We start from the raw sequence: 19,193 nt of genomic DNA, 5'->3' as shown, positions 1-19,193 counted from the left end.
GATGCCTTTCGTCGCAATGGGCATTCCTTGTACGATCCCGTCCGCGAGCGATCGTCCCGCGACAGCGGGGCAAATGTGCGATGCGCCGTCAGGTTCGGCGTCGCGTCGCACAGCAGGCCAAGCCGCGTCCGAATGATTGCCGCACCGGCCTTAGCGAACCCTGGCTTGCGGGATTTGTAGCCGCCCGGATATGGCCGATGATGTCATTGATGATGACCTGCTTGGCGCCTTGATCCCCGCGAGAAATTTTGCCGCATATATTGATCACCATATTTTCGAAGATATCGACCAGCGCTTGCATAAAAACGGGGCCAACCACGGCTGTACGGATCGCTGCGCCTCGTCTCGGTTTCCATCGTTTGGATTTCCCCAAGGGCCTGTTTCAACAGGGAATTCATAGTGCCCGCCGCGGGCGTTGCCCATGCGAGTTCCGGTGCAAGGCCATCATCTCCCATCGGGCCGACAGCCGGGGGACGAGGCGTCCGGCCTCGACCGGGTCGGCCGTCTTGCTTACGGGATGGTTGGCGGCGCTTCGCTGGTAGAGATAGGTGGGCGAGGTCACATCCACGTCTTATCCGATCACCGGCGCGGACTTCGACTGCGGGTGGACGACGGCGGTGTGCGCGCAGCCTGATGTTGCAGCCCGGTGTCCCGCCAAGCGCGGCCGGACGCCGGAATAGCGGAAATCTGTGGGTTCAGCGCGGATGTGGAGCGGGTGAAGGGATTCCGTTCCATGATTTTGCCACACTGAAACCCGCAGAAAACTGCGGTTTCTAGATCGTCCGAAAGGCTATGTGCTACAGTTTGGTGCCCAGATCAATGCGCCTTCCCTGCCACGGAGTCAGCAGCCTCAATGGATTGAAGATGCGCGTTTCGCAGCTGAAGAAGCGGAGCAGTCGCGCCGCCTCCTCGATGCACAGGCGCGAATAAGACCGCTCACGCAGCGACCCGTAGAGCAGCAGGTTGCGGGGCGGCGGACCGCCAGCGCCCAGCCCGAGAGCGGGCTGATCGAGCGCATAGCGCCGGCCGAGCGCAGGCAGATGGTCGGGATCGGCAAGGTCGCGGAGAGGCATCAGGCAATCCCAATTCGCAGCGCGAGCGCCGCCAGCGTGATGAGCAGGACAGGCACGGTCAGCGTGACCCCGACCCGGAAATAGTAGCCCCATCCGATGCGCACGCCCTTCTGCCCCAGAACGTGCAGCCACAGCAGCGTCGCGAGCGAGCCGATCGGCGTTAGCTTGGGGCCGAGGTCGCAGCCGATCACGTTGGCGTAGATCATCGCTTCCCTGACGGCCCCGGTCGCGTGCGTTGCGTCGATCGACAGCGCGCCCACCAGAACGGTCGGCATGTTGTTCATCACCGACGACAGGACCGCTGCGATGACGCCCGTGCCCAGCGCAGCGCCCCACACGCCGCCTTGCGCGCTGCTATCGAGCAGCGCCGCCAAATGATTGGTCAACCCCGCGTTCCGTAGGCCATAGACGACCAAGTACATGCCGAGCGAGAAGATGACGACCTGCCACGGGGCGCCGCTCAGCACCTTGGCCGTGGGGATCACGTGGCCCCTCCCTGCGATCACCAGCAGCAGGATCGCGCCGGCAGCGGCCACGGCGCTGACCGGCACGCCGAGCGGTTCGAGCAGGAAGAACCCCGCGAGCAGCAGGGCGAGCACGATCCATCCGGCGCGGAACGTTGCGGCATCGCGGATCGCCTCGCGCGGCGCGCGCAGCGCCCGCACGTCATAGTCTGTCGGTATGTCGCGCCAGAAGAACAGCAGCAGCGCCGCCAGCGTCGCAGCGATCGACACGAGGTCGACCGGCACCATAACGGACGCATAGTCACCGAACCCGACTTGGAAAAAGTCGGCCGACACGATGTTGACGAGGTTCGACACGACCAGCGGCAGGCTGGCGGTGTCGGCAATGAACCCGGCCGCCATGACGAACGCCAGCGTCGCCTTGTCCTCGAACCCCAGCGCCCGCAGCATGGCGATGACAATCGGCGTCAGGATCAGCGCCGCACCGTCATTGGCGAACAGCGCGGACACGCCTGCGCCGAGCAGCACGATCAGGACGAACAGCCGACAACCATGCCCCCCGCCCCAACGGGCGACGTGCAGCGCCGCCCACTCGAAGAACCCGGCTTCATCGAGCAGCAGGCTGATGACGATGATCGCGACGAACGCGGCGGTCGCGTTCCAGACTATGCCCCATACCACCGGCACGTCGGACAGGGTGACGACGCCCGCGAGCAGTGCCACGACCGCCCCGCCCATCGCGCTCCACCCGATCCCGAGGCCCTTGGGTTGCCAGATGACGAGCGCGATCGTCGCGACGAAGATCAGGATGGCAAGAAGCATCAGGTGACGCGCTGGCCCGACGCATCGACCACCTCTTCGCCGTCCTCCTTTGCGAACGCGGCAAGCTGGTCGCTCGGCAGCAGATCGAGGACGGTTTCAGACGGGCGGCACAACTTCACGCCGAGCGGCGAGGCGACCAGCGGCCGGTTGATGAGGATCGGGTGTGCCATCATCGCATCGACCAGCGCATCGTCGGACAGCGACGTGTCGGCCAGGCCCAACTCCGCATAGGGCGTCCCCTTCTCGCGCAGCAGACCGCGGGGCGTCATGCCGGCGCGGTCGATCAGCTCGACCAGCAGCGCACGCGCGGGTGGGGTCTTCAGATACTCGACCACATGCGGCTCGATGCCGGCATTGCGGATCAGCCCAAGGGCGTTGCGCGACGTGCCGCATTCCGGATTGTGATAGATGACGATATCGACAGCCACGGGGCGTTCTTTCAGCAGCAGGGGGCGAGTTCGGCGATGAGCGGCGCACACAGTTCCGCGTTGCCCGCACAGCAATCCTTGACGAGGAACAGCGTCAGCGCCCGCAGGCCGTCGAGGTCGGCGCGGTAGATGATCGACCGGCTATGGCGTTCGGAGCGGACCAGTCCCGCGCGGGCGAGAATACCAAGGTGCGCGGACATGGTGTTCTGCGGGACGTTGAGTTGGCGGGCGATTTCGCCAGCCGCCATCCCGGCGGGTTCGTGGCGCACCAGCAGCCGGAACACATCTAGGCGCGTTGCCTGTGCGAGAGCGCCGAATGCAGCGATTGCCGAATCAGTTTCCATATATCCAGCATAGTGGATTCGTTGCTATTGTCATACTGATGGATCGCTTCGGCCTACCCGATCTTACCCAAGTCAGATTCTGCTAGGAGCAGACTTTCTTCATGCGATTGCCATCGAGTTGGCGGCGTGGACGCGCCAGCCTATAAAGACAGACGATGAGCAGTTCGGCCCCTTCTCAGACCCTGTCTGCGCCCTTGAGCGCCCAGCGGTGTGACGCGATCGGAACACTGCTTGCCGCCGTGTCGCGCATCGTCGGTGCAAGGGCTGACCGCCGTCGCGGCGGCGCCGGTGTATATCGTTGCCTGCAGTCGATCATCGTGACGCTATTTTCGATCGGCATGCTGGTTTGGCTGCGTCTGCAATCGGGCATCCGTCGTATCAGCGCTGCGTTCGACCCACTTGCGCTGCAACGGTCGTTGAATCGTCCGCCCCAACATTGGGCCGCACCATAACCGCCGTCGTCATAAAATCCCGCGCCTGACCGACACGGTCACGGCGCAAGATGACAATGTGCCAGTCGGATTGACCTGTCGAATGCCTTCTCCTGCGAGACCTGCGATATCGCAGGTTTCGCAGGTCTCGCAGGATCAGTCTGGCTCGCAGATGGCGAGTGATATCATGAAGAAGAGCAAGGATTGGCTCCGCCCCAATGTCGTGGCGGGGATGATGGAAGGCTTGGTAAAATCCGGACGGTGGAAGCCGGGTGACAGTATCTTCGAGGCAGCGGTATTGTTGGGCGTCGAGCCCAACGGTGGCTTTTACCGGAATGTGAAGCTCTGGCTAGCGGCCGGTGCCGAGAGGGCCGCTCCGCCGGCTCTCGAAGTCCCGCCTGAAGTCCGCGCGGCGTTTCAGGGGCTGTTCGATCGCTTTACAACGGACGGGACGAAAACCCTGCTCGGCGCCTTCAGCGATACGGTCAACACGATACATCGCGACGCTTCGCTCCGCATCGCGACGGCCGAGGAGCGTCTGAACAGGAGCGAAGCCGAGGTAAAGATGCTGATGGATCGCTGGATCGAAGCTGAGCAGGAACGTGATGCCGCACAATCCCAAAGTGACCAGCTCAAGGCTCAGCTCGATGATGCCCGTCGTCGTGAAGATCGACTGACCGGACGGCTGGAGCAACTTTCTTTCCAATCGGATAAGCCTGCGATCACCAAGAGCGGCGAGGTTGACCTCGGCGCGGGCGACCAGCCTCCAGCTGCGATCGAGAGGAATGACGGGTCGGATGAGGAGCATAATAATCGCGAACCCGTGGCTGACACCGACGCCGCACGTCGAATCTTCAGCGAGCAGCTCGAGACGATCGAAGGGTCGCAGAGTAGCAGGGCCGTATCGACAGACGATGCTGAACCCGATGCGATGCCGATGAGTGAAATCTGGAGCGGCGGCTCCGCTGACGAGCAGGGTAATATGGAAAGCTGACCCAACAGCGCCCGTGCTGCCGCTGGCGGCGTCAGCACGGGTTCCATATGCTCACATCCGCTCGAGATTATAAGCCTGCGTGGTCGTCATCCAATCCACTCGCAACAGGAAATCCACCGCGTTCTTCTTCAAATTCTTTGCTCGGATTATCTTGGCATTGGCGAAGTTGACGATGCAATGTTCAGGCAATTTCACGACGTCTCCGAGGGGTGTCGCCGATTGATAGAGTTTGTTGATAGCGGCTTCGGGCAGGGTATTCCCTTGGATAACTAATTGAGCTCGCCGATTACGCATCTCGTCATACGAAATGCCACCACTCCTCTGATACGTCAGCCAAAATCCACCATGATAGATGATGCTGCCATCAGGAAAATCTCCATCTTCCCAATCTGTATTTTGGCCGGATGATGTGCGGCGAGGCGTGACGCCACGGCCATTTTTCCATCGATCCATCATCATATCGATAGTTAAGCCGTACCGCGCCAGCCACGCGAGGCCCGCTAGCGAAATATATTCCATTCACCTCTCCTTGCTGATTTTTTACGTGCAGCCATTTTGACGGCAGATCTTGCCATCTCGTCCGCGGCCAGTGCCGCGGCACCCCGGATGGCGCGAAAGGTGGATAGAAGCCCGCGCGGCTCCATCGTTTTACTGTGCGCCGGCTGACGCCTCGGATCGGAAGATCTGCGTGTCGGCGTCGATCCACAGACGTTGTGCGTGACGCTTCAGCGCGCGACGCACGGTGGCGAGATCCTGCATGGACAGGCCAAGGTGATCGGCAAGAGCCTGCCCGCGTAGCCCAAGGCCGATCCCGTCGATCAGCGCGGCCTGACGCGGCGAGGCAGCGCTGAGCTGGTCGAGGATGCCCTCGCACACCAGCCGTACGCGTTCGATCTCGATGACCTCGTCGGTCGCCATGACGGTATAGCCGCCCATCGCCATCTGTTCGACCAGGACCTCGACTGGCAGCGACACGACGTCCTCGCCGCGCCGTTCGCGGGCGCGGCGATAGGTCGAGGCGATGCTGCGCATGATGCCCGCCAGGAACCGCTCGCCCGATACGCCTTCGCGACACGTGCGCGTCGTCAGCGCACCGACGATTGCCGTCTGAAGGAGATCGCGCCCTTCCCCAGGATAATCGGCGGCAAATTGGTCGGCGCAGCGGGTGATCGCGGTGCCGGGCGTCATATCGATCCTGACCAGCTCCGCCTTGACTTCGTCGCGCGTAAGCTGGCGGGCGTCCTCGGTAGGAACGAAGGGCTTGGACATGACGGGTCCTACTCCCTCATGCGCCACGACGAGAATTTGCAGACAGGCTGTCCGCGTTTTTCCAGATCGGCGCATGTGGGGGTAGGACCAGCCTTATCATGACGGCGAGGCTAACGCAGGTTGGTGAAGCAACGGTGAAGGGTCAGGCTGCGTCCTGCTTCAGCCACGGTGCCAGGATGACGGCGTCATTGGCGGCCTTGGCATATTGTGCGGCGAAGCGCCGATCCCGATGTGCCTGCAACGCGGTGATGTACCCCCGATCCGGTCGCTGTTCGATGACGCGGCGAAGGATACGATCCTCGACCGCCTCGGCCTCGGCGCGGGGATCGGTCAGCCGCCGCCAGCGGGCCAGCAGAAGCGCGGTCGAGATGACGTCGACCTCGCAGGCGGATGCCACCTCGTCCCACCGCCCTGTCTCGATCAGCCGGGTGACCGCGAAGGGCGGACAGGTGATCTTGCCCGGAATGTCCATTGCGGCGAGCACCTCGGCCAAATGGATCGGCTTGATCTTCATGCCCGCGGTCAGCGCGCGGGCAAGGTCGAGATGCCGCTCCCGGTGGAAGCCACCATGCGCCAGCCAGCCCCAGTTTCGTGGGAGCGACAGGCCATGCCGCATTGCGGCCGCGATCAGCAGCGGGACATCATGCGCGAGGCCCATCCAGGTGCAGAGCTCCGCGTCCGGCGGTGCGTCAGCCAACACTCGCAGCACGCCAGCCACAACACCGCGTTCGTCCCATTCCGGTGCCGAAAGCGTTACGAAGCTCCGTACATCGACACCGCCCTGCAGGTCCTCGACCAGCACCATGATCGACGCGACGCACAGCGTCTGGAACACCCATCGCGGGCACGTCAACGGGTCTTCGCTACGGGTGTAGCCGCGGCGGATCGGTTTGGCGGGCGACGGCGTCCAACGCTCCATCTGCTGGTAGCGCTGATGGGCAGTGTGATCGAGAACGGCGGACTCGATATCGAGCACGATCCAGCTCCGTCGCGGACGGGGCGTTGTGGTCTTCAGGGACATATAAGGTCTCCGGGTCTGGCAGGAATTGGCGGCCACCGACGGGTGGCCGCCGGGTAAGTCAGGCGAAGCGGACGATCGTCTCGTTCGAGGGCTGTGGGCGGGTAACGGCACCGCCGGGGGCGACGGACTGATTATCCGGCAGCAGGTCGCTGCTCCGGGTGGCGACCACCGCCTTGATCCGCGACATCGCCAGCGCGCGCGCCTTGCGGATGGCCTTCGGTCGACCCGACACGCGGATCAGCGACCCCCGTGCGTCGATCGCGAAGTGCTCGTCCGTGGTGGTGCTGACGAGGATCACGGTCGCGCGGTCGTCGGCGGCGAAGGGTACAAGCCGGTCGATGATGTCGACCGTGACCAGATCGCGAAAGGCGACCGTGAAGCCATCCGGTTCCTTAGTGGTGGTGTTCGACCACCCCGAATAGACGAGGTCCTTGTTCAGCACCTGTGCGATGCGACCAAGCTCGGCGCCTACCGGGATGGACATCGTCTGACCCGAGGTAAACGCGATCGCGTCATTCACCGGCTTGAAGGTGGGCCAACCCATCAGCTGTCGCAGCGCGAGCATGAAGTTCTGGTGGCGGACGATCATTTCCATGGGTGCATTCCTTTTCTGGTGACGGCCGCTTCCTGGCCGGAGCATTTTTCCCGTTCCTGACGGTGCTCACCGCACCGCCTTCGATGACCATCAATGGACGGCGCGGAGCCGGTGGCATGCCGACACGGCGACGAGCGTCTCGATCGCCTGGCGCAGCCGGCGTACAGAGCGCGTCCGCCGGAACAGGCGCAGCAGCGCGGTTTCGGCAGCCTGTTCGACCTGCGGCAGTGCCGATGGCGGCAGGCCGAGCTGATGGGCGACGTCCCGCCAGAGAGCGGACAGCACCAGTTCGGCGTCTTCCGGTCGCGGCCTTGGCACGTGGATGACCTCGACCCGCGACAGAAGAGCCGCGGGCAACCGATCAATGCGATTGGCCGTCATCACCCAGTTGATATGCGACAGGTCGATCTCGGCAGCGAGACAGCCGTCGAAGTAGCGGGCGGCGCCGGCGCCCTCCAGCATGCCAAGCAGCGTCGCGACCGGGTCACCCAGATCGCTCGCCATCGCCTTCTCGACCTCGTCGATGACGATCACGGGATTGGCGGTGTTGGTCCACTGCATGACCATCGCCGGCAGGCAGGGCTGCGGATGCCGAAAGCCCCTCGGATTGCCCGCGAGGACCGCATTGCTGTTGACCCCGGCGAAGGACAGCACCGCGTCGCCGCAACCGGACAAGGCGCCCAACCGCCGCGCCAGATACGTCTTGCCCGCGCCCGGCGGTCCGACCAGCAATATGGGGCGCAGCGCCAGCCATGGCCGCCCCGCCCAGAGGCTGAGCGCGGCGCGCTCGGCGATCCGGTCGGCAAACGCCGCCATCCAAGGTGCCTCGGCGCACAGCGTTGAAGCCAGGCGTGCCTCGCCGCTGCTGCCTGCGCGCTCCAGCATCGCGCCGCCGGCGAGCGGCAGCGGCCGGGTGAGCATCGCATACTGCGTGGGGATCGAGGTGCTCCATTCGTTGTCCGCCAGACCGTCCGACGGGATCGAGCGGCAGGGACGGACATGCGGCATGCAATTGACGACCATCATCACGGGCGCACCTCTGCGGACGGTGTCGCCAGCCAATCTTCGGTGGCGGCACGGACCGGGCCAGTGTCCGGCTGGCCGTCCAGCCACAGACGCCATGTGGCCTTGGCACGGGCGGCAAGATGATCTTCGATATCACCGTGATTGCCGGTCCGGTGCGCGTCCGCGAGCGCAGTGGCCGACATCGGCACGAAAGGCAGACCGGCATGGTGGGCGATGGCGTCGAACGATGTTGCGGCCGAACCGCCAAAGGCGTCGGCGACGTCGACCATTCCGTTCTCCAGCGCCGTATGAAGTCCGCGCAACATCCGGGCGGCGGCAACCGCGTTGCGCGCGGTGCCGGCGCATTCGATCAGGGCGGGAACGACGATGTCCTCGGCGCGCCATAGCAGCAGCCGTCCGGGCGGATGGCGTAGGCCTTCGGCCAGCCAGGCGATGGTCTGGGCCGGATCATCGGTGACAGTGCTGCTGTCGGCAACGAGATCGAAGCCCCAGGTGCCGAAGCTGCGGCGCACCGCCAGTGTCGCAGCGCCGATCAGCCGGGTGCGGGCCGGTCGTTGCGCCAGGGCCGGTTGGCGGATGCAGGCGACGGACAGGACGAGGGTGTCGGTGGTCATGACGGGGGTCCTTAAAATGACGACGGCCCGGCCATCTGCGTTGATGGCCGGGCCGTCCGCGAGGCTTGGTGGTGATGGTCGCGGTCAGGCGGCGACGAAGGCCCGCTCATCGGCTTCACGGCGGAGCGTCGCGGTGACGCAGTCCAGCGCGGCACCCACATCAGCGGCGAGCGCCCGTGGGCGCGACCAGCGCATCAGTGGGCAGTCAACGAAGGCGTGGAGATGATGAAGCTCCGGCGTCGCCTCGATCCGTCTCGCAAGCGCTGCCAGCGGTCGCGTCACCAGCGCTTCATCGGCGTGGCGCGCCGCCGTCCAGGCAAACCACAGGGCGAGCGTGGCGACCGCATCCTCCATGACATAGCGACGGATGCGTTCATGCTCGCCCGCCGCGCACAAGGCGGCGACATTGCCGCCGGCCACATCGGTCTTCACGGGGATGCCGATTTGCTCGCACAACGCGGCCAGCCCGACCTTGCGGCCAAAGCTCGCATAGCGGTCGGCGAGATCGAGATGCTCACCGCCATAGCGATGCGCGGCGGCGTGATCGGCGAGCGCTGGCAGGTTCCACAACCGGCAGCGCTGGGCAGCCAGCCGCAGGACCAGGGCATCGAACTGGGTTGAGTTGTAGCCCGTTACGACTTGCGCCTGGGAGAAGCGGTGGTCGGCCGCGCGGATCAGATCGGCCTCGCCGGTCTTGCCGGTTGCGACCAGCGCCTCGATGTCGAACGTCCATTCGCCATTCCGGCGGGACGCGGCGGCAAAGCCGATCGCCACCGGCCGGTGCAGCGGCCAGGGTGGGAACGCCCCATCCGGCATCGCCGGGGCGATCGTCTCGATGTCATAGGCCAGGATGGAGCCCGGTACGCGGGCGTGGCTGGACGGGCGCTGTGAAGAGCGCATAGGTCACCTCATGCTGTAGGAAGCGGGACGATGTCCCGCGGGAACGATCAGCGCGGCGGCGGGGCCGGTTTGCCTTTCACCTTTTCCTCACCATTCCGCTGATCAAGCGGCATGCGGTAACTGTTCCAGAACGGATGAAGCCGCCCGTCCGGCGTGCGGCATTCCTTGTCGGTACGAATGGGCGGGACGTCGCGCAGCCGGGCCGCGACCTTGCGGCGAACGTATTTGGCGATGACGGCCCATTCCTGCTCGGTAATCACCTCGTGATCGCCGCGCACAATGCCTTGGTTGTGCATCGCTGCGACGAAGGGGCCGTAGACCGTGTCGTTCTTCTCGAAATCCGATGCGGCGTCGACCTCGCGGGCACGCTGGCGTTCGGCATCGTCCAGCGCCTTGAGCATCTCCTCGGCCAGCTCGATCGTGACGATATGTCCGAGCGCCTTGCTCAGCGGTTCGCCCAGCGCCCGCATCGCGTTCAGCCGGTCGGTCTGTAACGTCCCACGAATGCTGTCCGGATAGGTCTGAACCCGGAAGGCGTTCACGAGCATTCGGCGGGTACGTTCGCCTTCGCTGGTCTTTGCGCCGCTGGTGGACCGAATGCGGGTCAGCGCGTCGTCGAGTCTGCTCCAGCGGCCATGGAAACGGCGGGCGAGATGCTTAAAGGCGGCGTAGAGTTCGTTCATGATGATGCCCCGACAGTGTCGGTGGTTCTATGTTGGTCGGGCGTTTGCGACAAACGAACGCCCCAGCCCCGATGCGGTCGAAGCCGCATCGGGGCGCCCGAGGACGCCGCGCGTCCGATCCGAGGTGCCCCGCGCCGAGCCCAAACGAGCGTATGCGAGCCAACCGCCCCCGAACACGGGGGTGGCGCAGCAAACGTGATGGCCCGCCACACGTTTGCGGTATTGCGCCTGACATGGATTTGCCCCTTTATCCGTCCGACCATGGGGGTCGGCGGTTCGGGCTCAAAATTGTACCGATTTGGTTGCCTCGAAAATGCTAGATGGTGTTCGCGGAGGCGGCTTTTCGCCCTATTCTGCAAAAATAGGGGATTTTCGGGACAAGGTTTTCCGGCTTGTCCCAAAAATCGGTATTTTGGTTTGACCCAAAATACCGCATTTTACGGATAGACGCAAAATCAATGGTTTATGGACGATTTGGCCATTGATTGCTGGTAGTCGATCGCCCACCGGAATGACCTGATGTCAGAGCGAGGCCTAGGCGAAGCCGGGTTTGTCCCGAAAATCGGCGTAGCTGCAAAAACAGGACTTTCTGAGCCGTTGCAAGGATCGACAGCGAATGGCCCCAAAAACGCCTTGTCCCAAAAATCAGGTATTTTGCGGAAAAGCGGTTTGTCCACAAAATGGGCTATATCCCGGATAATCTCGATTTTTGGGTCAAGAGCCCAGCTTGATACCAGTTCGAGGGGGCAACAGAGGTGTTTGCAGAATGCGGTCGGTTGTCCCGGAATACCACAACCATCCGCGGCGCTAGGAATTTGTTAACGATCCGGCTATAGCCTGAGGCGGCCTGCGAGACTTTCAGTTCCGCGGGCCGGGGCGTCGAAACCCTGCAGTAAAAGCCGGTCGCAAGACCACCAGCGGTCGAAAGACCAACACACGGTCGCAAAGCTCTTTGTGACCGGGTGGCGGACGCGTATGTCCAGGCCACCCGGCTAAAGGCGCCCGCGCCTGTTTTACTGCAGGTTTCGAACATCCGGTCTCCAGAGGGCCGGCACCCCGTCATGCAACGGGGTGCCGCCGGCTGGCGTGCATCCCTTCGAGGGGGATGACATGACGAGATTACGGGGGATCAAGGCAGCGTCAGCAAGCCTGCTGACGCTGATGATTGCGGCCTGCGGCGGCGGTGGCATATCGAGTCCGGGTGACTTGCCGCTTCCGACGCCCACGCCAAGCCCAACGCCTGCGCCGTCACCGAGCCCATCGCCAACACCCGCTCCGTCGCCGACGCCGACGCCGACGCCGACGCCGACGCCGTCACCGCCCCCCACGCCTACGCCAAGCCCGACGCCGACTCCTACTCCTACTCCTACTCCTACTCCCACCCCAACACCGCCCGTGTACTCTGCGCCGGTGCCACCGCCGGCTGGCTACATCATCACGCCGTCCAACCTGCAGCCGACCAGATCGGCTGCGGACACGGCGGAGTTCCGCCGCAACTACGGCGCGAATGAATTCGTGAACGCACTCTATGCGCTGGACAGCGGGCATGATGGCCATGGCGTCACCGTCGCGGTCATCGACGACGGCGTCGTCAACGTGAACGGCGAACTCGATGGCCGCATCGACGCGTCACTTTCGAAGGACTTCGGCTACGTCACCAAGGGCGGGGTCAAGACCAAGCGTGATGTCCTGGGCGACGAACAGTCGGACCACGGAACCGCAGTCGCCAACATCATCGCGGGCAACGCGAACGGGCAAGGCGCGGTCGGCTATGCACCGGGCGCCAGGCTCGCCGTACTGCGCGTTTCGGACTGGGATGAGGACACGAAGACCGAGGTGATCTTCCGCGCCGTGGAGGCACTCGACTATGCGACGGCGCAGAAGATCAAGGTCGTCAGCAGTTCGCTCAACCAGGGCGGTAACAGCACCTGGGGCCAGGCCGTCACCCGCTTCGGCGCGACCGGCGGCCTGATCGTCAATTCCGCTGGCAATAACGCGGCGGCCAATCCTGCGGATGCCGCCGCCATTGACGCATCCAACGTCAACGCGATCATCTTCGTCGGCGCGCTGAGCCCCAACATCCAAGCCTACACCATCGAGTCCTATTCGAACCGCGCCGGGACCATGAAGGACCGATATGTGGTAGCCGTCGGCACCAACGTGACGACCCTGGTCAACGGCACCGTGGGGCTGTTCAGCGGCACCAGTTCGGCGACGCCGACGGTCGCCGCACTCGCGGCCGACATCCTGTCGAAATGGCCGCAACTGACCGGCCAGCAGGCGGGCCAGGTGATCCTCACGACCGCGAAGGACATTGGCGATCCCGGCGTGGACGACGTGTTCGGCCACGGACTGGTCGACTTCAAGGCCGCGCTGGCACCGGTCAATCCGACACTGTCGACCGGCGCGACGCAGACGGCGGTGCGGTCCTCGGTGATGGCGGTGCCAACGCCGATGGGCGCGGCAGCGATCCAGACGGCGCTGTCCAACGTCACGATCCTCGACCAGTTCGGCCGGGACTATGCCACATCGCTCGCGGGCCTGGTTGTGAAGCCACAGGTGGGCGCCGATCATCGCATCTGGCGCCGTGTCGCCCAGATGGGGCATCAGACGGCATTGTCCTTTGGCGGCTTCACCGGGACGATGGGCTTTGCCAGCGCACGGGTCGGCCCCGGCGGCGATCAGGTCGTCACCCAGGCGACGGCTGGCACTCTCGACTATGTCAGCGATGGTCTCGGCATTCGCGCGGCGTGGAATGCGGCGGACTCGCTTCAGTCGGACGTGATGGGGCTTGCCCCCTTCGCCGACGGGGTCCTAGCCTACGCACCGCAGGCGGGCACAAGCATCGGCGTCGACCGGTATCTTGTCGGCGGGCGACTGGGCATCACCATCGCCAGCGGACGCAGCCGGGAGAGCGCGGCAAGCGCCGTGACGCTGGGTTGGTCCGGCCGGGCAGCGGATATGCGGCTGTCCTTCATCGACGAGACGGGCACTTTGATGGGCATGCCCACCGGCGAAGGCGCGCTGCGTCTCGGTGGCGGCGCCCGCACCGTCATGATCGAAGCGCATCATGGGTTCGGCGTCGCGCCAGGTTGGAGCATCGAGGGCTATGGCTCGCTCGGCCTGACCCGCATGAAGCCGGTCGCCGCGTCCCTCGTCACCGGAACGACACCGCTGGTTGGCAGCCGCCTCGGCTTGCAGATGACCGGCACGGCGCTGGGCGGCCTCGTCAGCTTTGGGGTCGCACAACCGTTGATGATCGAAGTCGGCGCCGCGCGCCTGACCTATGCCAGCGGCTACGATCTCGCGACCCGGTCGCTGATCTATCAATCGGCCAGCGCCAGTCTCGCCGGTCAACGCCGCGTGCAATTGACCGCCGGCTATTCGACCGGAGGCCCCCGCTCCACCGTCCGAATCGGCCTCATGCAGGATCTGACGGATGGCTCGCCCTCCATGCTCGCCCACTGGGCGGCCCGCTTCTGAACCCCTGACACAGGAACACAACGATGAAGACATTCCCGATCACCGCCGCCATCATCGCTGCCACGCTGCCCGCCGTCGCCCCCGCGCAGAATGGCCTCCTCGGCCGCGTGCTGAAGGCGATCACCGTGCCCGCCGCGCAGGGCGCGCCCTCACCGACACCGGTTCGCCCCATCGCCGTGGTCGAGCCGAGTGCCGAGCAGGCCCGCGCCATTCACGACGCCGTCGCAGCCAGGCAGACCAACCCGGACATCGCCAAGGACATGGCAGCGGCAGCCCCGCTGATCGAACGCCTCATCCGGACCAGCGCCTGCGGCGTCAACGACACCGCCTGGAGGGCGCTGAATCGCGACGCGGTGACCCCATCGAGTTACGGACCGTCGCAAGGCTATGTCGCGCGGGGCGAAGACCAATACCATGACCCACGCTACTGCCAGGACGTGCTGCGCCTCAGCGACGTCCGTAAGCCTGCCGCCAACGCGCTGGCTTTCACGGTCTATTACATCTCGCCGCAATCGCAGGCAGCGCATCATCAGACCTTCGAATTGCTGCGGACACCGGAAGGCCTGTGGATGGTGAAAACGATCGGCATGGTTTGGGGCTAATCGCCATCCGGTACGCCTATTTGCCTAACACTCATCGGCAAAACTGGTGGGAGCACGAACCTGCTGCGCGGGAGGTCCGTGCTCCCACCAATCGCGGACATTCCGTGATCGCCATCGAACTACCGCTCACACTGGAAGCGGATATTCGCCGCGCCTCATGACTTGCAGACTAGTCAGGGGCCAACCTTTTGCCGGCCGTAGGCTCTACACGGGGTCATACAGCACCCCCACGACGCGACGGGCGGAAATCATCAGAGGAACGTCACCGATATCGCTTACAGCTTCAGTGGCAACGACCATCGAGGAACCTAGGCCGCCAATAGTCTCGAACTGCCGCAGATGGCCAAGCGCACCAGGCAGTCTGCCCCCCACGCGCTTGAAGATGCTGGCGCCGTCCGCAAGTGTCACGGCCGCCAGCTTGCCCTCCCAGCCGTCGAGCTGAGCCGGCGTAAGTTCGGCGCCACCGAGAATGATCTGACCAGGTAGCGCCAGTGGGATCGCGCTATCCTCCTTCACGCGATACGCGATCTGTACGGTATCAAGTTCCGGCACGGTCTCGATGGGCGTCGCCTCGCCACCACCGGCGGGGGGCGGCATATCGGTGAACACCGCACCGACTATGCGATACAGACGCACCGCGCTATCGTCGTAGGTCATCGTGGCGCGGCTATACCGCGGGTCCGGCATCTGGGCCGAAAGCGAGATTCCGATCGCGTTAGGAGAGCGCGCAACCCGGCGCGCGAACGTCTGCTTTTTGTGGCGCGCGATCACTAGATTATGGTCACGGCCAGCATAGGGCTCGCACTCGACGATCGCGACCGAACCGGATGGAATGGCAAAGCCGAGGCTTTCCCCTCGCACGTAGTAGAGCGACTTCCCTTGAAACCATGTGCCGTCGAGAGTTTCGTCCAACACGTCCTGCGAACCGCCAGATGGCACCGAATCCATGAAAGCGGCGATATCGGGGCATATCGGAACGGCGAGGACCGGGGGGACGAGGGCACGCAACGCTACAACGTTCGCCCCGGTTTCAGACGCTTCGAGCGGCTCGCGCCATCGGTGAAGTCGGAACTGCTCATGTACTTTCTCAACATTCGTTCGCAGCCGAGCGAAGGTCTGCTTCAGGCGGTCGACGTCCATGTAGGTGATGGACACCTTGTCGTGGTGCGACTGGTTCAAGACACGACGGGCGTCGGCTCCCTCTGCGAAGGCTGGATCGTTAGAGAACTGCTTCACCAGCGGATGCTCGAACAGTTCGCCTGAGCCGCCGCCGACCATTCCGCGCAGGCGATCAACGAGCGGCATGAGTGTGACCGCTTTCGTCGTAGTGGTGTATGCAGGATGGGCGATGCTATCGAACAGATCGCCTAGGCGGGCCTCCAAGAAAACTCGAAGATCCGACGCATAGTCCTGCGCGGCAGCGTGGTCATCGGGCGAATTCAAGAACACGCCACGCTTACGATCGACCTCCTCCTGCGCCGGCGCGACAAACACCGTCGGGTGCACCGAGTTTACCGGATGGACAGACAGGTGCTCCGAGCCTTCGCGATGCTCGGCGACGAGGCAACGGGCAAACTGCCGGTCATGCGTAGTGATCAGCAACTGGGCCGTCGATGCCAGCCCGGACAACCCGCGGGCGAGCCGCTCGCGGTTGTCGTTATCGAGCAGCTCTTGAGGATCGTCGAGGACCAGCATCGTCAGGCCGCCGCGCTGCTGGAGGACATGCTCACGGAAGGCGAGGAAAAAGCCGAGCAGCGCACCACGAAGCGCAGAGGCGTTCGAGATGTGCTGGGCGGGGGCGTTCACACCGTCCCGGCCGACCTGCAACCCAAGCACGCCCTTGGCGTCCATGATCGTGCCGGTGAGATCAGGCGCGTATGAGGTGGCGTTCTGATACATCGTGCTACGCCAGTGATCGGACCGCGTCTGCAGATTTGAGCGCAGGCTGTCGACCTGAGCCTGCGCAAGCGCGCCGAGCGGGACCAGCGCCTCGAGCGCTGTAACGGCGCGCCCGCACCGCGCGATTCGATCGACCTTTCCGGACCGCTCAGCGCGGGCCGCCTCCAGCCGAGAGACGCAGATCCCAGCTTGGTTGAGCGGAGCCACGCTCTCGACGATAGATAGCAGAGTCTTCAACCTACGACCGATGGCGCGATCTGCGTTCGGCGAGCCGTCGTCGCCCCGCCTCACCGTCTGGATGAATGCACCAAGTTCCGCAGCATGGTCCTTGCGCCAGTTCGCAAACGCGATCGCGCGGTCGACGCGCTTCATCAGTACAAGCAGTTGATCTGCATGCCCAACGATGCTGGCCGGCAGCATGCGCGCTGCAGGCTCCTCGAACGGGGGAAGACCAGCTGCCGTCTCGTTGACGAGCCGATCACTGTCCTGTGCGAGCGCAGATAGCGTGCCACGAAATCCGTCGGTCGCGTAGAGCTCGGTGGTCATGCCGGCGATCAGCAGATCGGCGGGGAGTGGCGGTAGTTCCTTTCGCCCCTCCCTGCCGATAGCTTCGGGAAGGTTCTCGAGTAGCTGACCATGCCACTTGACGGCCCACTGCCTCGCGGTTTGCGCTACCAGCTCGCGATTGGTTTCCGCCGCAGCGATCTGGCCCGCCACCGGCTCTCCGGTCACAGGATCACGGGCGCCAGTCAGATCGCCGGTGCACACCGGACAGCGACCGTCGACCGGATGCTCGTGACTATGGATCCAACTCGACACCATAGCGTAGAGCTGCGACCGCTTCGCCTGATCGGGATTGTCGGCAAGCTCGGCGAGGATGGCAGCTTCGCGATCGATCTGCGCGAACCACGCGCTGATGTCCACGAGCTGCTGCTCTTCAATCGAGAGGCCCGACAGGCGGCTGATTGACGGCAAATCCTTCACCCGCGCCAGCTGCTCTGTGGCCGGACGGATGCTGCGCTCCAAATCGTCGCGCGCCGCCCTTGTTTGCGGATCAAAACCTTCGCCCAGCACAGTTTTGGCTGTTGCCAAGCCTGTCGCCTTCGCCTCGGCGAAGTGGTTTGCGATACTGGCAAGACGCTGCTCCGAATCGGGGTCGTCGATGCTCGGCACCTCGCCTGCGAAGGCAATGTCGGTGTTCTCGTTTAGCAACCTCGTCAGGTCATCGACTGACTCCCCATATCGTGCAGCGACCTGCGCGATCTCCGCCTCGATCTCCTTCACCCTGCGGGTCGAGATACGGGTGGCAGCGTTACCGGCGTGCTTCGCAAGATCGACAAGGTTCGCCAGCCCGGTGAGTCGCGCCACGGCGTGCCCGAGCTGCGATGCCGAGCCCACCGACAGGAACTGCAGCATCGCTGGCATCGTCGTCGCGATGCGCCAAGCGATTGGATCGAGTCCGAGCGCTTCAAGATCGGGCTCGGCCTCCTGCAGCTTGCCACGCGGGTTGCGGGTCTGATGTCGGCGCACAGGCGGTAGCTCGTTCCCGTCGGCGTCGGCGAAGGTCAACTCCACCCAAGTATCCGCCGGGATCGGCTTGCCGCCCTCGGGCAGTTCGCCGCCCCCGTTCGGCATCGGCGTCACCGACGACATTTGATGTACGGTGACGTCGCCGTTCGGGTTGGTAATCTCGCAGTCGAACTCGATCGTGCCCAGTTCGGGCTCGCGTTGAGACCGAATCAGATACCCAGTGAGGCACCAGATGATCGCATTGAGGATCGAGGTTTTCCCCGAGCCGTTCGCCCCCTCAAACAGCGTAACGTTGGCAGTGGGCGCGAAGACGAACGTTTCCGGCGCGTCGGTCATGCGGCCGTAGACGTGCAGGCCCGCAAAGCGATGCGCGATCATCCGCCTGAGGGTAAGCCTGCGTCCTGCAGCCGCTGGTGCTGGGGCCGAGTCAGCTGCGACGGCAGGCGGAGCCGCGTCGACGGCATCGATGATCGCCTCGATGTCCGCCGCATTCTGGTTCGCGGCCCACTTGCTGCCGTTCGCCCGATACCAGTCGAGCACCGAGCGTGCGCCGGCGCTATCGAGTGAGTATCGATCGCTGCCGCGCACGAGTACCTCACGGCCGCCCACCAAGTCGGCGAGTACAGCGTCGGTCGTAAGCAGATGGATGTCTCGCACAGGCCGCGTGCCGTTTTGTTTCATATGGCCCCCCGTTTATGGACGACAATTCACCGAGTGATTGGAATAGTCTAGCGAAACAACATCCAAAATTCTTACAATCGGGCGGCGGAAGAGCGGGCTGTCGGCTCTTGCCTTAAGTGGTTGTTAGCTGCGGCCGTAGGGGATGGCAGGATAGTTCCAAGGGTTGTCGATCGCGAGGTGTCAACAGTCGACCAAGGCCGGTCGTTCGTAAGCGCTGTTGCGCGGTCACCTTGCTGATGGCGGCATAACCGGGGACGGATTGGCCTTTCTGGATAGCAGCAAGGCCTACAGCCATGACGATGTCATGTGACGATACTGGCACGAGGCCGGTTCG

General features: G+C 64.1%; 17 protein-coding genes and 1 pseudogene. 5 read left to right on the top strand and 13 right to left on the bottom strand.

Going from position 1 to position 19,193, the window contains the following annotated elements:
• Window positions 1-190: 190 nt before the first annotated feature.
• Window positions 191-400 carry a hypothetical protein gene (locus BSZ14_RS19925; protein WP_139330399.1) on the top strand — a complete coding sequence of 70 codons (210 nt, stop codon included), beginning with the start codon at window positions 191-193 and terminating at the stop codon, window positions 398-400.
• Window positions 401-830: 430 nt separating this feature from the next.
• Here the strand turns inward: BSZ14_RS19925 and BSZ14_RS09335 are convergent.
• From BSZ14_RS09335 to BSZ14_RS09320, 4 genes and pseudogenes are all read right to left on the bottom strand, one after another.
• A pseudogene (locus BSZ14_RS09335) lies at window positions 831-1,073 on the bottom strand (arsenical resistance protein ArsH); the annotation flags it as partial.
• Window positions 1,073-2,359: an arsenic transporter gene (locus tag BSZ14_RS09330; RefSeq protein WP_076710705.1), complete on the bottom strand. Its 1,287-nt coding sequence runs from the start codon at window positions 2,357-2,359 to the stop codon at window positions 1,073-1,075. The gene BSZ14_RS09330 and the pseudogene BSZ14_RS09335, both read right to left, overlap by 1 nt.
• Window positions 2,359-2,787: an arsenate reductase (glutaredoxin) gene (arsC, locus tag BSZ14_RS09325; RefSeq protein WP_076710704.1), complete on the bottom strand. Its 429-nt coding sequence runs from the start codon at window positions 2,785-2,787 to the stop codon at window positions 2,359-2,361. The genes BSZ14_RS09330 and arsC overlap by 1 nt, the downstream gene beginning before the upstream one ends.
• An 11-nt stretch (window positions 2,788-2,798) precedes the next feature.
• Window positions 2,799-3,131, bottom strand: a complete 333-nt coding sequence (locus tag BSZ14_RS09320) for an ArsR/SmtB family transcription factor (protein ID WP_076710703.1) — start codon at window positions 3,129-3,131, stop codon at window positions 2,799-2,801.
• Window positions 3,132-3,286: 155 nt separating this feature from the next.
• Between BSZ14_RS09320 and BSZ14_RS09315 the strand changes: the two genes are divergently transcribed.
• Window positions 3,287-3,583: a hypothetical protein gene (locus BSZ14_RS09315; RefSeq protein ID WP_139330397.1), complete on the top strand. Its 297-nt coding sequence runs from the start codon at window positions 3,287-3,289 to the stop codon at window positions 3,581-3,583.
• Between the two features lie 166 nt (window positions 3,584-3,749).
• Complete coding sequence (locus BSZ14_RS09310; RefSeq protein WP_139330395.1) at window positions 3,750-4,556, top strand: hypothetical protein; 807 nt, start codon at window positions 3,750-3,752, stop codon at window positions 4,554-4,556.
• Window positions 4,557-4,607: 51 nt separating this feature from the next.
• Here the strand turns inward: BSZ14_RS09310 and BSZ14_RS19305 are convergent, their stop codons facing one another.
• From BSZ14_RS19305 to BSZ14_RS09270, 8 genes are all read right to left on the bottom strand, one after another.
• Window positions 4,608-5,075, bottom strand: coding sequence for a hypothetical protein (locus BSZ14_RS19305; protein ID WP_139330393.1), 468 nt, complete (start codon window positions 5,073-5,075; stop codon window positions 4,608-4,610).
• A 129-nt stretch (window positions 5,076-5,204) separates the two neighbouring features.
• Window positions 5,205-5,825, bottom strand: coding sequence for a hypothetical protein (locus BSZ14_RS09300; RefSeq protein ID WP_076710699.1), 621 nt, complete (start codon window positions 5,823-5,825; stop codon window positions 5,205-5,207).
• Window positions 5,826-5,967: 142 nt separating this feature from the next.
• Window positions 5,968-6,846, bottom strand: coding sequence for a hypothetical protein (locus BSZ14_RS09295; RefSeq protein ID WP_076710698.1), 879 nt, complete (start codon window positions 6,844-6,846; stop codon window positions 5,968-5,970).
• Window positions 6,847-6,904: 58 nt separating this feature from the next.
• Window positions 6,905-7,441, bottom strand: a complete 537-nt coding sequence (locus BSZ14_RS09290; RefSeq protein WP_076710697.1) for a hypothetical protein — start codon at window positions 7,439-7,441, stop codon at window positions 6,905-6,907.
• 90 nt (window positions 7,442-7,531) lie between these two features.
• On the bottom strand, window positions 7,532-8,467 hold the full coding sequence (locus tag BSZ14_RS09285) for an AAA family ATPase (protein ID WP_076710696.1): 936 nt from the start codon (window positions 8,465-8,467) through the stop codon (window positions 7,532-7,534).
• Complete coding sequence (locus tag BSZ14_RS09280) at window positions 8,467-9,081, bottom strand: hypothetical protein (protein WP_076710695.1); 615 nt, start codon at window positions 9,079-9,081, stop codon at window positions 8,467-8,469. The genes BSZ14_RS09285 and BSZ14_RS09280 overlap by 1 nt, the downstream gene beginning before the upstream one ends.
• A gap of 84 nt (window positions 9,082-9,165) precedes the next feature.
• Window positions 9,166-9,981: a hypothetical protein gene (locus BSZ14_RS09275; RefSeq protein ID WP_076710694.1), complete on the bottom strand. Its 816-nt coding sequence runs from the start codon at window positions 9,979-9,981 to the stop codon at window positions 9,166-9,168.
• Between the two features lie 47 nt (window positions 9,982-10,028).
• Window positions 10,029-10,664 carry a hypothetical protein gene (locus BSZ14_RS09270; protein WP_076710693.1) on the bottom strand — a complete coding sequence of 212 codons (636 nt, stop codon included), beginning with the start codon at window positions 10,662-10,664 and terminating at the stop codon, window positions 10,029-10,031.
• Between the two features lie 1,410 nt (window positions 10,665-12,074).
• On the opposite strand from BSZ14_RS09270, the gene BSZ14_RS09260 reads away from it, so the two are divergent.
• Together BSZ14_RS09260 and BSZ14_RS09255 are read left to right on the top strand one after the other, a co-directional pair.
• Window positions 12,075-14,147 (top strand): S8 family serine peptidase, encoded by a 2,073-nt coding sequence (locus BSZ14_RS09260; protein WP_241823704.1) that lies wholly within the window; start codon window positions 12,075-12,077, stop codon window positions 14,145-14,147.
• Window positions 14,148-14,170: 23 nt separating this feature from the next.
• Window positions 14,171-14,749 (top strand): hypothetical protein, encoded by a 579-nt coding sequence (locus BSZ14_RS09255; RefSeq protein WP_076710691.1) that lies wholly within the window; start codon window positions 14,171-14,173, stop codon window positions 14,747-14,749.
• 204 nt (window positions 14,750-14,953) lie between these two features.
• Here BSZ14_RS09255 and BSZ14_RS09250 read toward each other — a convergent pair whose 3' ends face one another.
• Window positions 14,954-18,859 carry an ATP-binding protein gene (locus BSZ14_RS09250; protein WP_076710690.1) on the bottom strand — a complete coding sequence of 1,302 codons (3,906 nt, stop codon included), beginning with the start codon at window positions 18,857-18,859 and terminating at the stop codon, window positions 14,954-14,956.
• Window positions 18,860-19,193 lie beyond the last annotated feature (334 nt).

Origin of the sequence: Sphingomonas sp. Sph1(2015), from assembly GCF_001970915.1 — a bacterium.
Taxonomy (GTDB): domain Bacteria; phylum Pseudomonadota; class Alphaproteobacteria; order Sphingomonadales; family Sphingomonadaceae; genus Sphingomonas; species Sphingomonas parapaucimobilis.
The sequence above is the reverse complement of the archived record's forward strand: the minus strand, read 5'-3'. Positions and strand labels throughout refer to the sequence as shown.

Excerpts from the sequence above, each read along its gene's own strand:
- BSZ14_RS19925 (WP_139330399.1), top strand. The coding sequence starts at position 191 with ATGGCCGATGATGTCATTGATGATGACCTGCTTGGCGCCTTGATCCCC.
- BSZ14_RS09330 (WP_076710705.1), bottom strand. The coding sequence starts at position 2,359 with ATGCTTCTTGCCATCCTGATCTTCGTCGCGACGATCGCGCTCGTCATC.
- BSZ14_RS09320 (WP_076710703.1), bottom strand. The coding sequence starts at position 3,131 with ATGGAAACTGATTCGGCAATCGCTGCATTCGGCGCTCTCGCACAGGCA.
- BSZ14_RS09315 (WP_139330397.1), top strand. The coding sequence starts at position 3,287 with ATGAGCAGTTCGGCCCCTTCTCAGACCCTGTCTGCGCCCTTGAGCGCC.
- BSZ14_RS09310 (WP_139330395.1), top strand. The coding sequence starts at position 3,750 with ATGAAGAAGAGCAAGGATTGGCTCCGCCCCAATGTCGTGGCGGGGATG.
- BSZ14_RS19305 (WP_139330393.1), bottom strand. The coding sequence starts at position 5,075 with ATGGAATATATTTCGCTAGCGGGCCTCGCGTGGCTGGCGCGGTACGGC.
- BSZ14_RS09300 (WP_076710699.1), bottom strand. The coding sequence starts at position 5,825 with ATGTCCAAGCCCTTCGTTCCTACCGAGGACGCCCGCCAGCTTACGCGC.
- BSZ14_RS09295 (WP_076710698.1), bottom strand. The coding sequence starts at position 6,846 with ATGTCCCTGAAGACCACAACGCCCCGTCCGCGACGGAGCTGGATCGTG.
- BSZ14_RS09290 (WP_076710697.1), bottom strand. The coding sequence starts at position 7,441 with ATGGAAATGATCGTCCGCCACCAGAACTTCATGCTCGCGCTGCGACAG.
- BSZ14_RS09285 (WP_076710696.1), bottom strand. The coding sequence starts at position 8,467 with ATGATGGTCGTCAATTGCATGCCGCATGTCCGTCCCTGCCGCTCGATC.
- BSZ14_RS09280 (WP_076710695.1), bottom strand. The coding sequence starts at position 9,081 with ATGACCACCGACACCCTCGTCCTGTCCGTCGCCTGCATCCGCCAACCG.
- BSZ14_RS09275 (WP_076710694.1), bottom strand. The coding sequence starts at position 9,981 with ATGCGCTCTTCACAGCGCCCGTCCAGCCACGCCCGCGTACCGGGCTCC.
- BSZ14_RS09270 (WP_076710693.1), bottom strand. The coding sequence starts at position 10,664 with ATGAACGAACTCTACGCCGCCTTTAAGCATCTCGCCCGCCGTTTCCAT.
- BSZ14_RS09255 (WP_076710691.1), top strand. The coding sequence starts at position 14,171 with ATGAAGACATTCCCGATCACCGCCGCCATCATCGCTGCCACGCTGCCC.
- BSZ14_RS09250 (WP_076710690.1), bottom strand. The coding sequence starts at position 18,859 with ATGAAACAAAACGGCACGCGGCCTGTGCGAGACATCCATCTGCTTACG.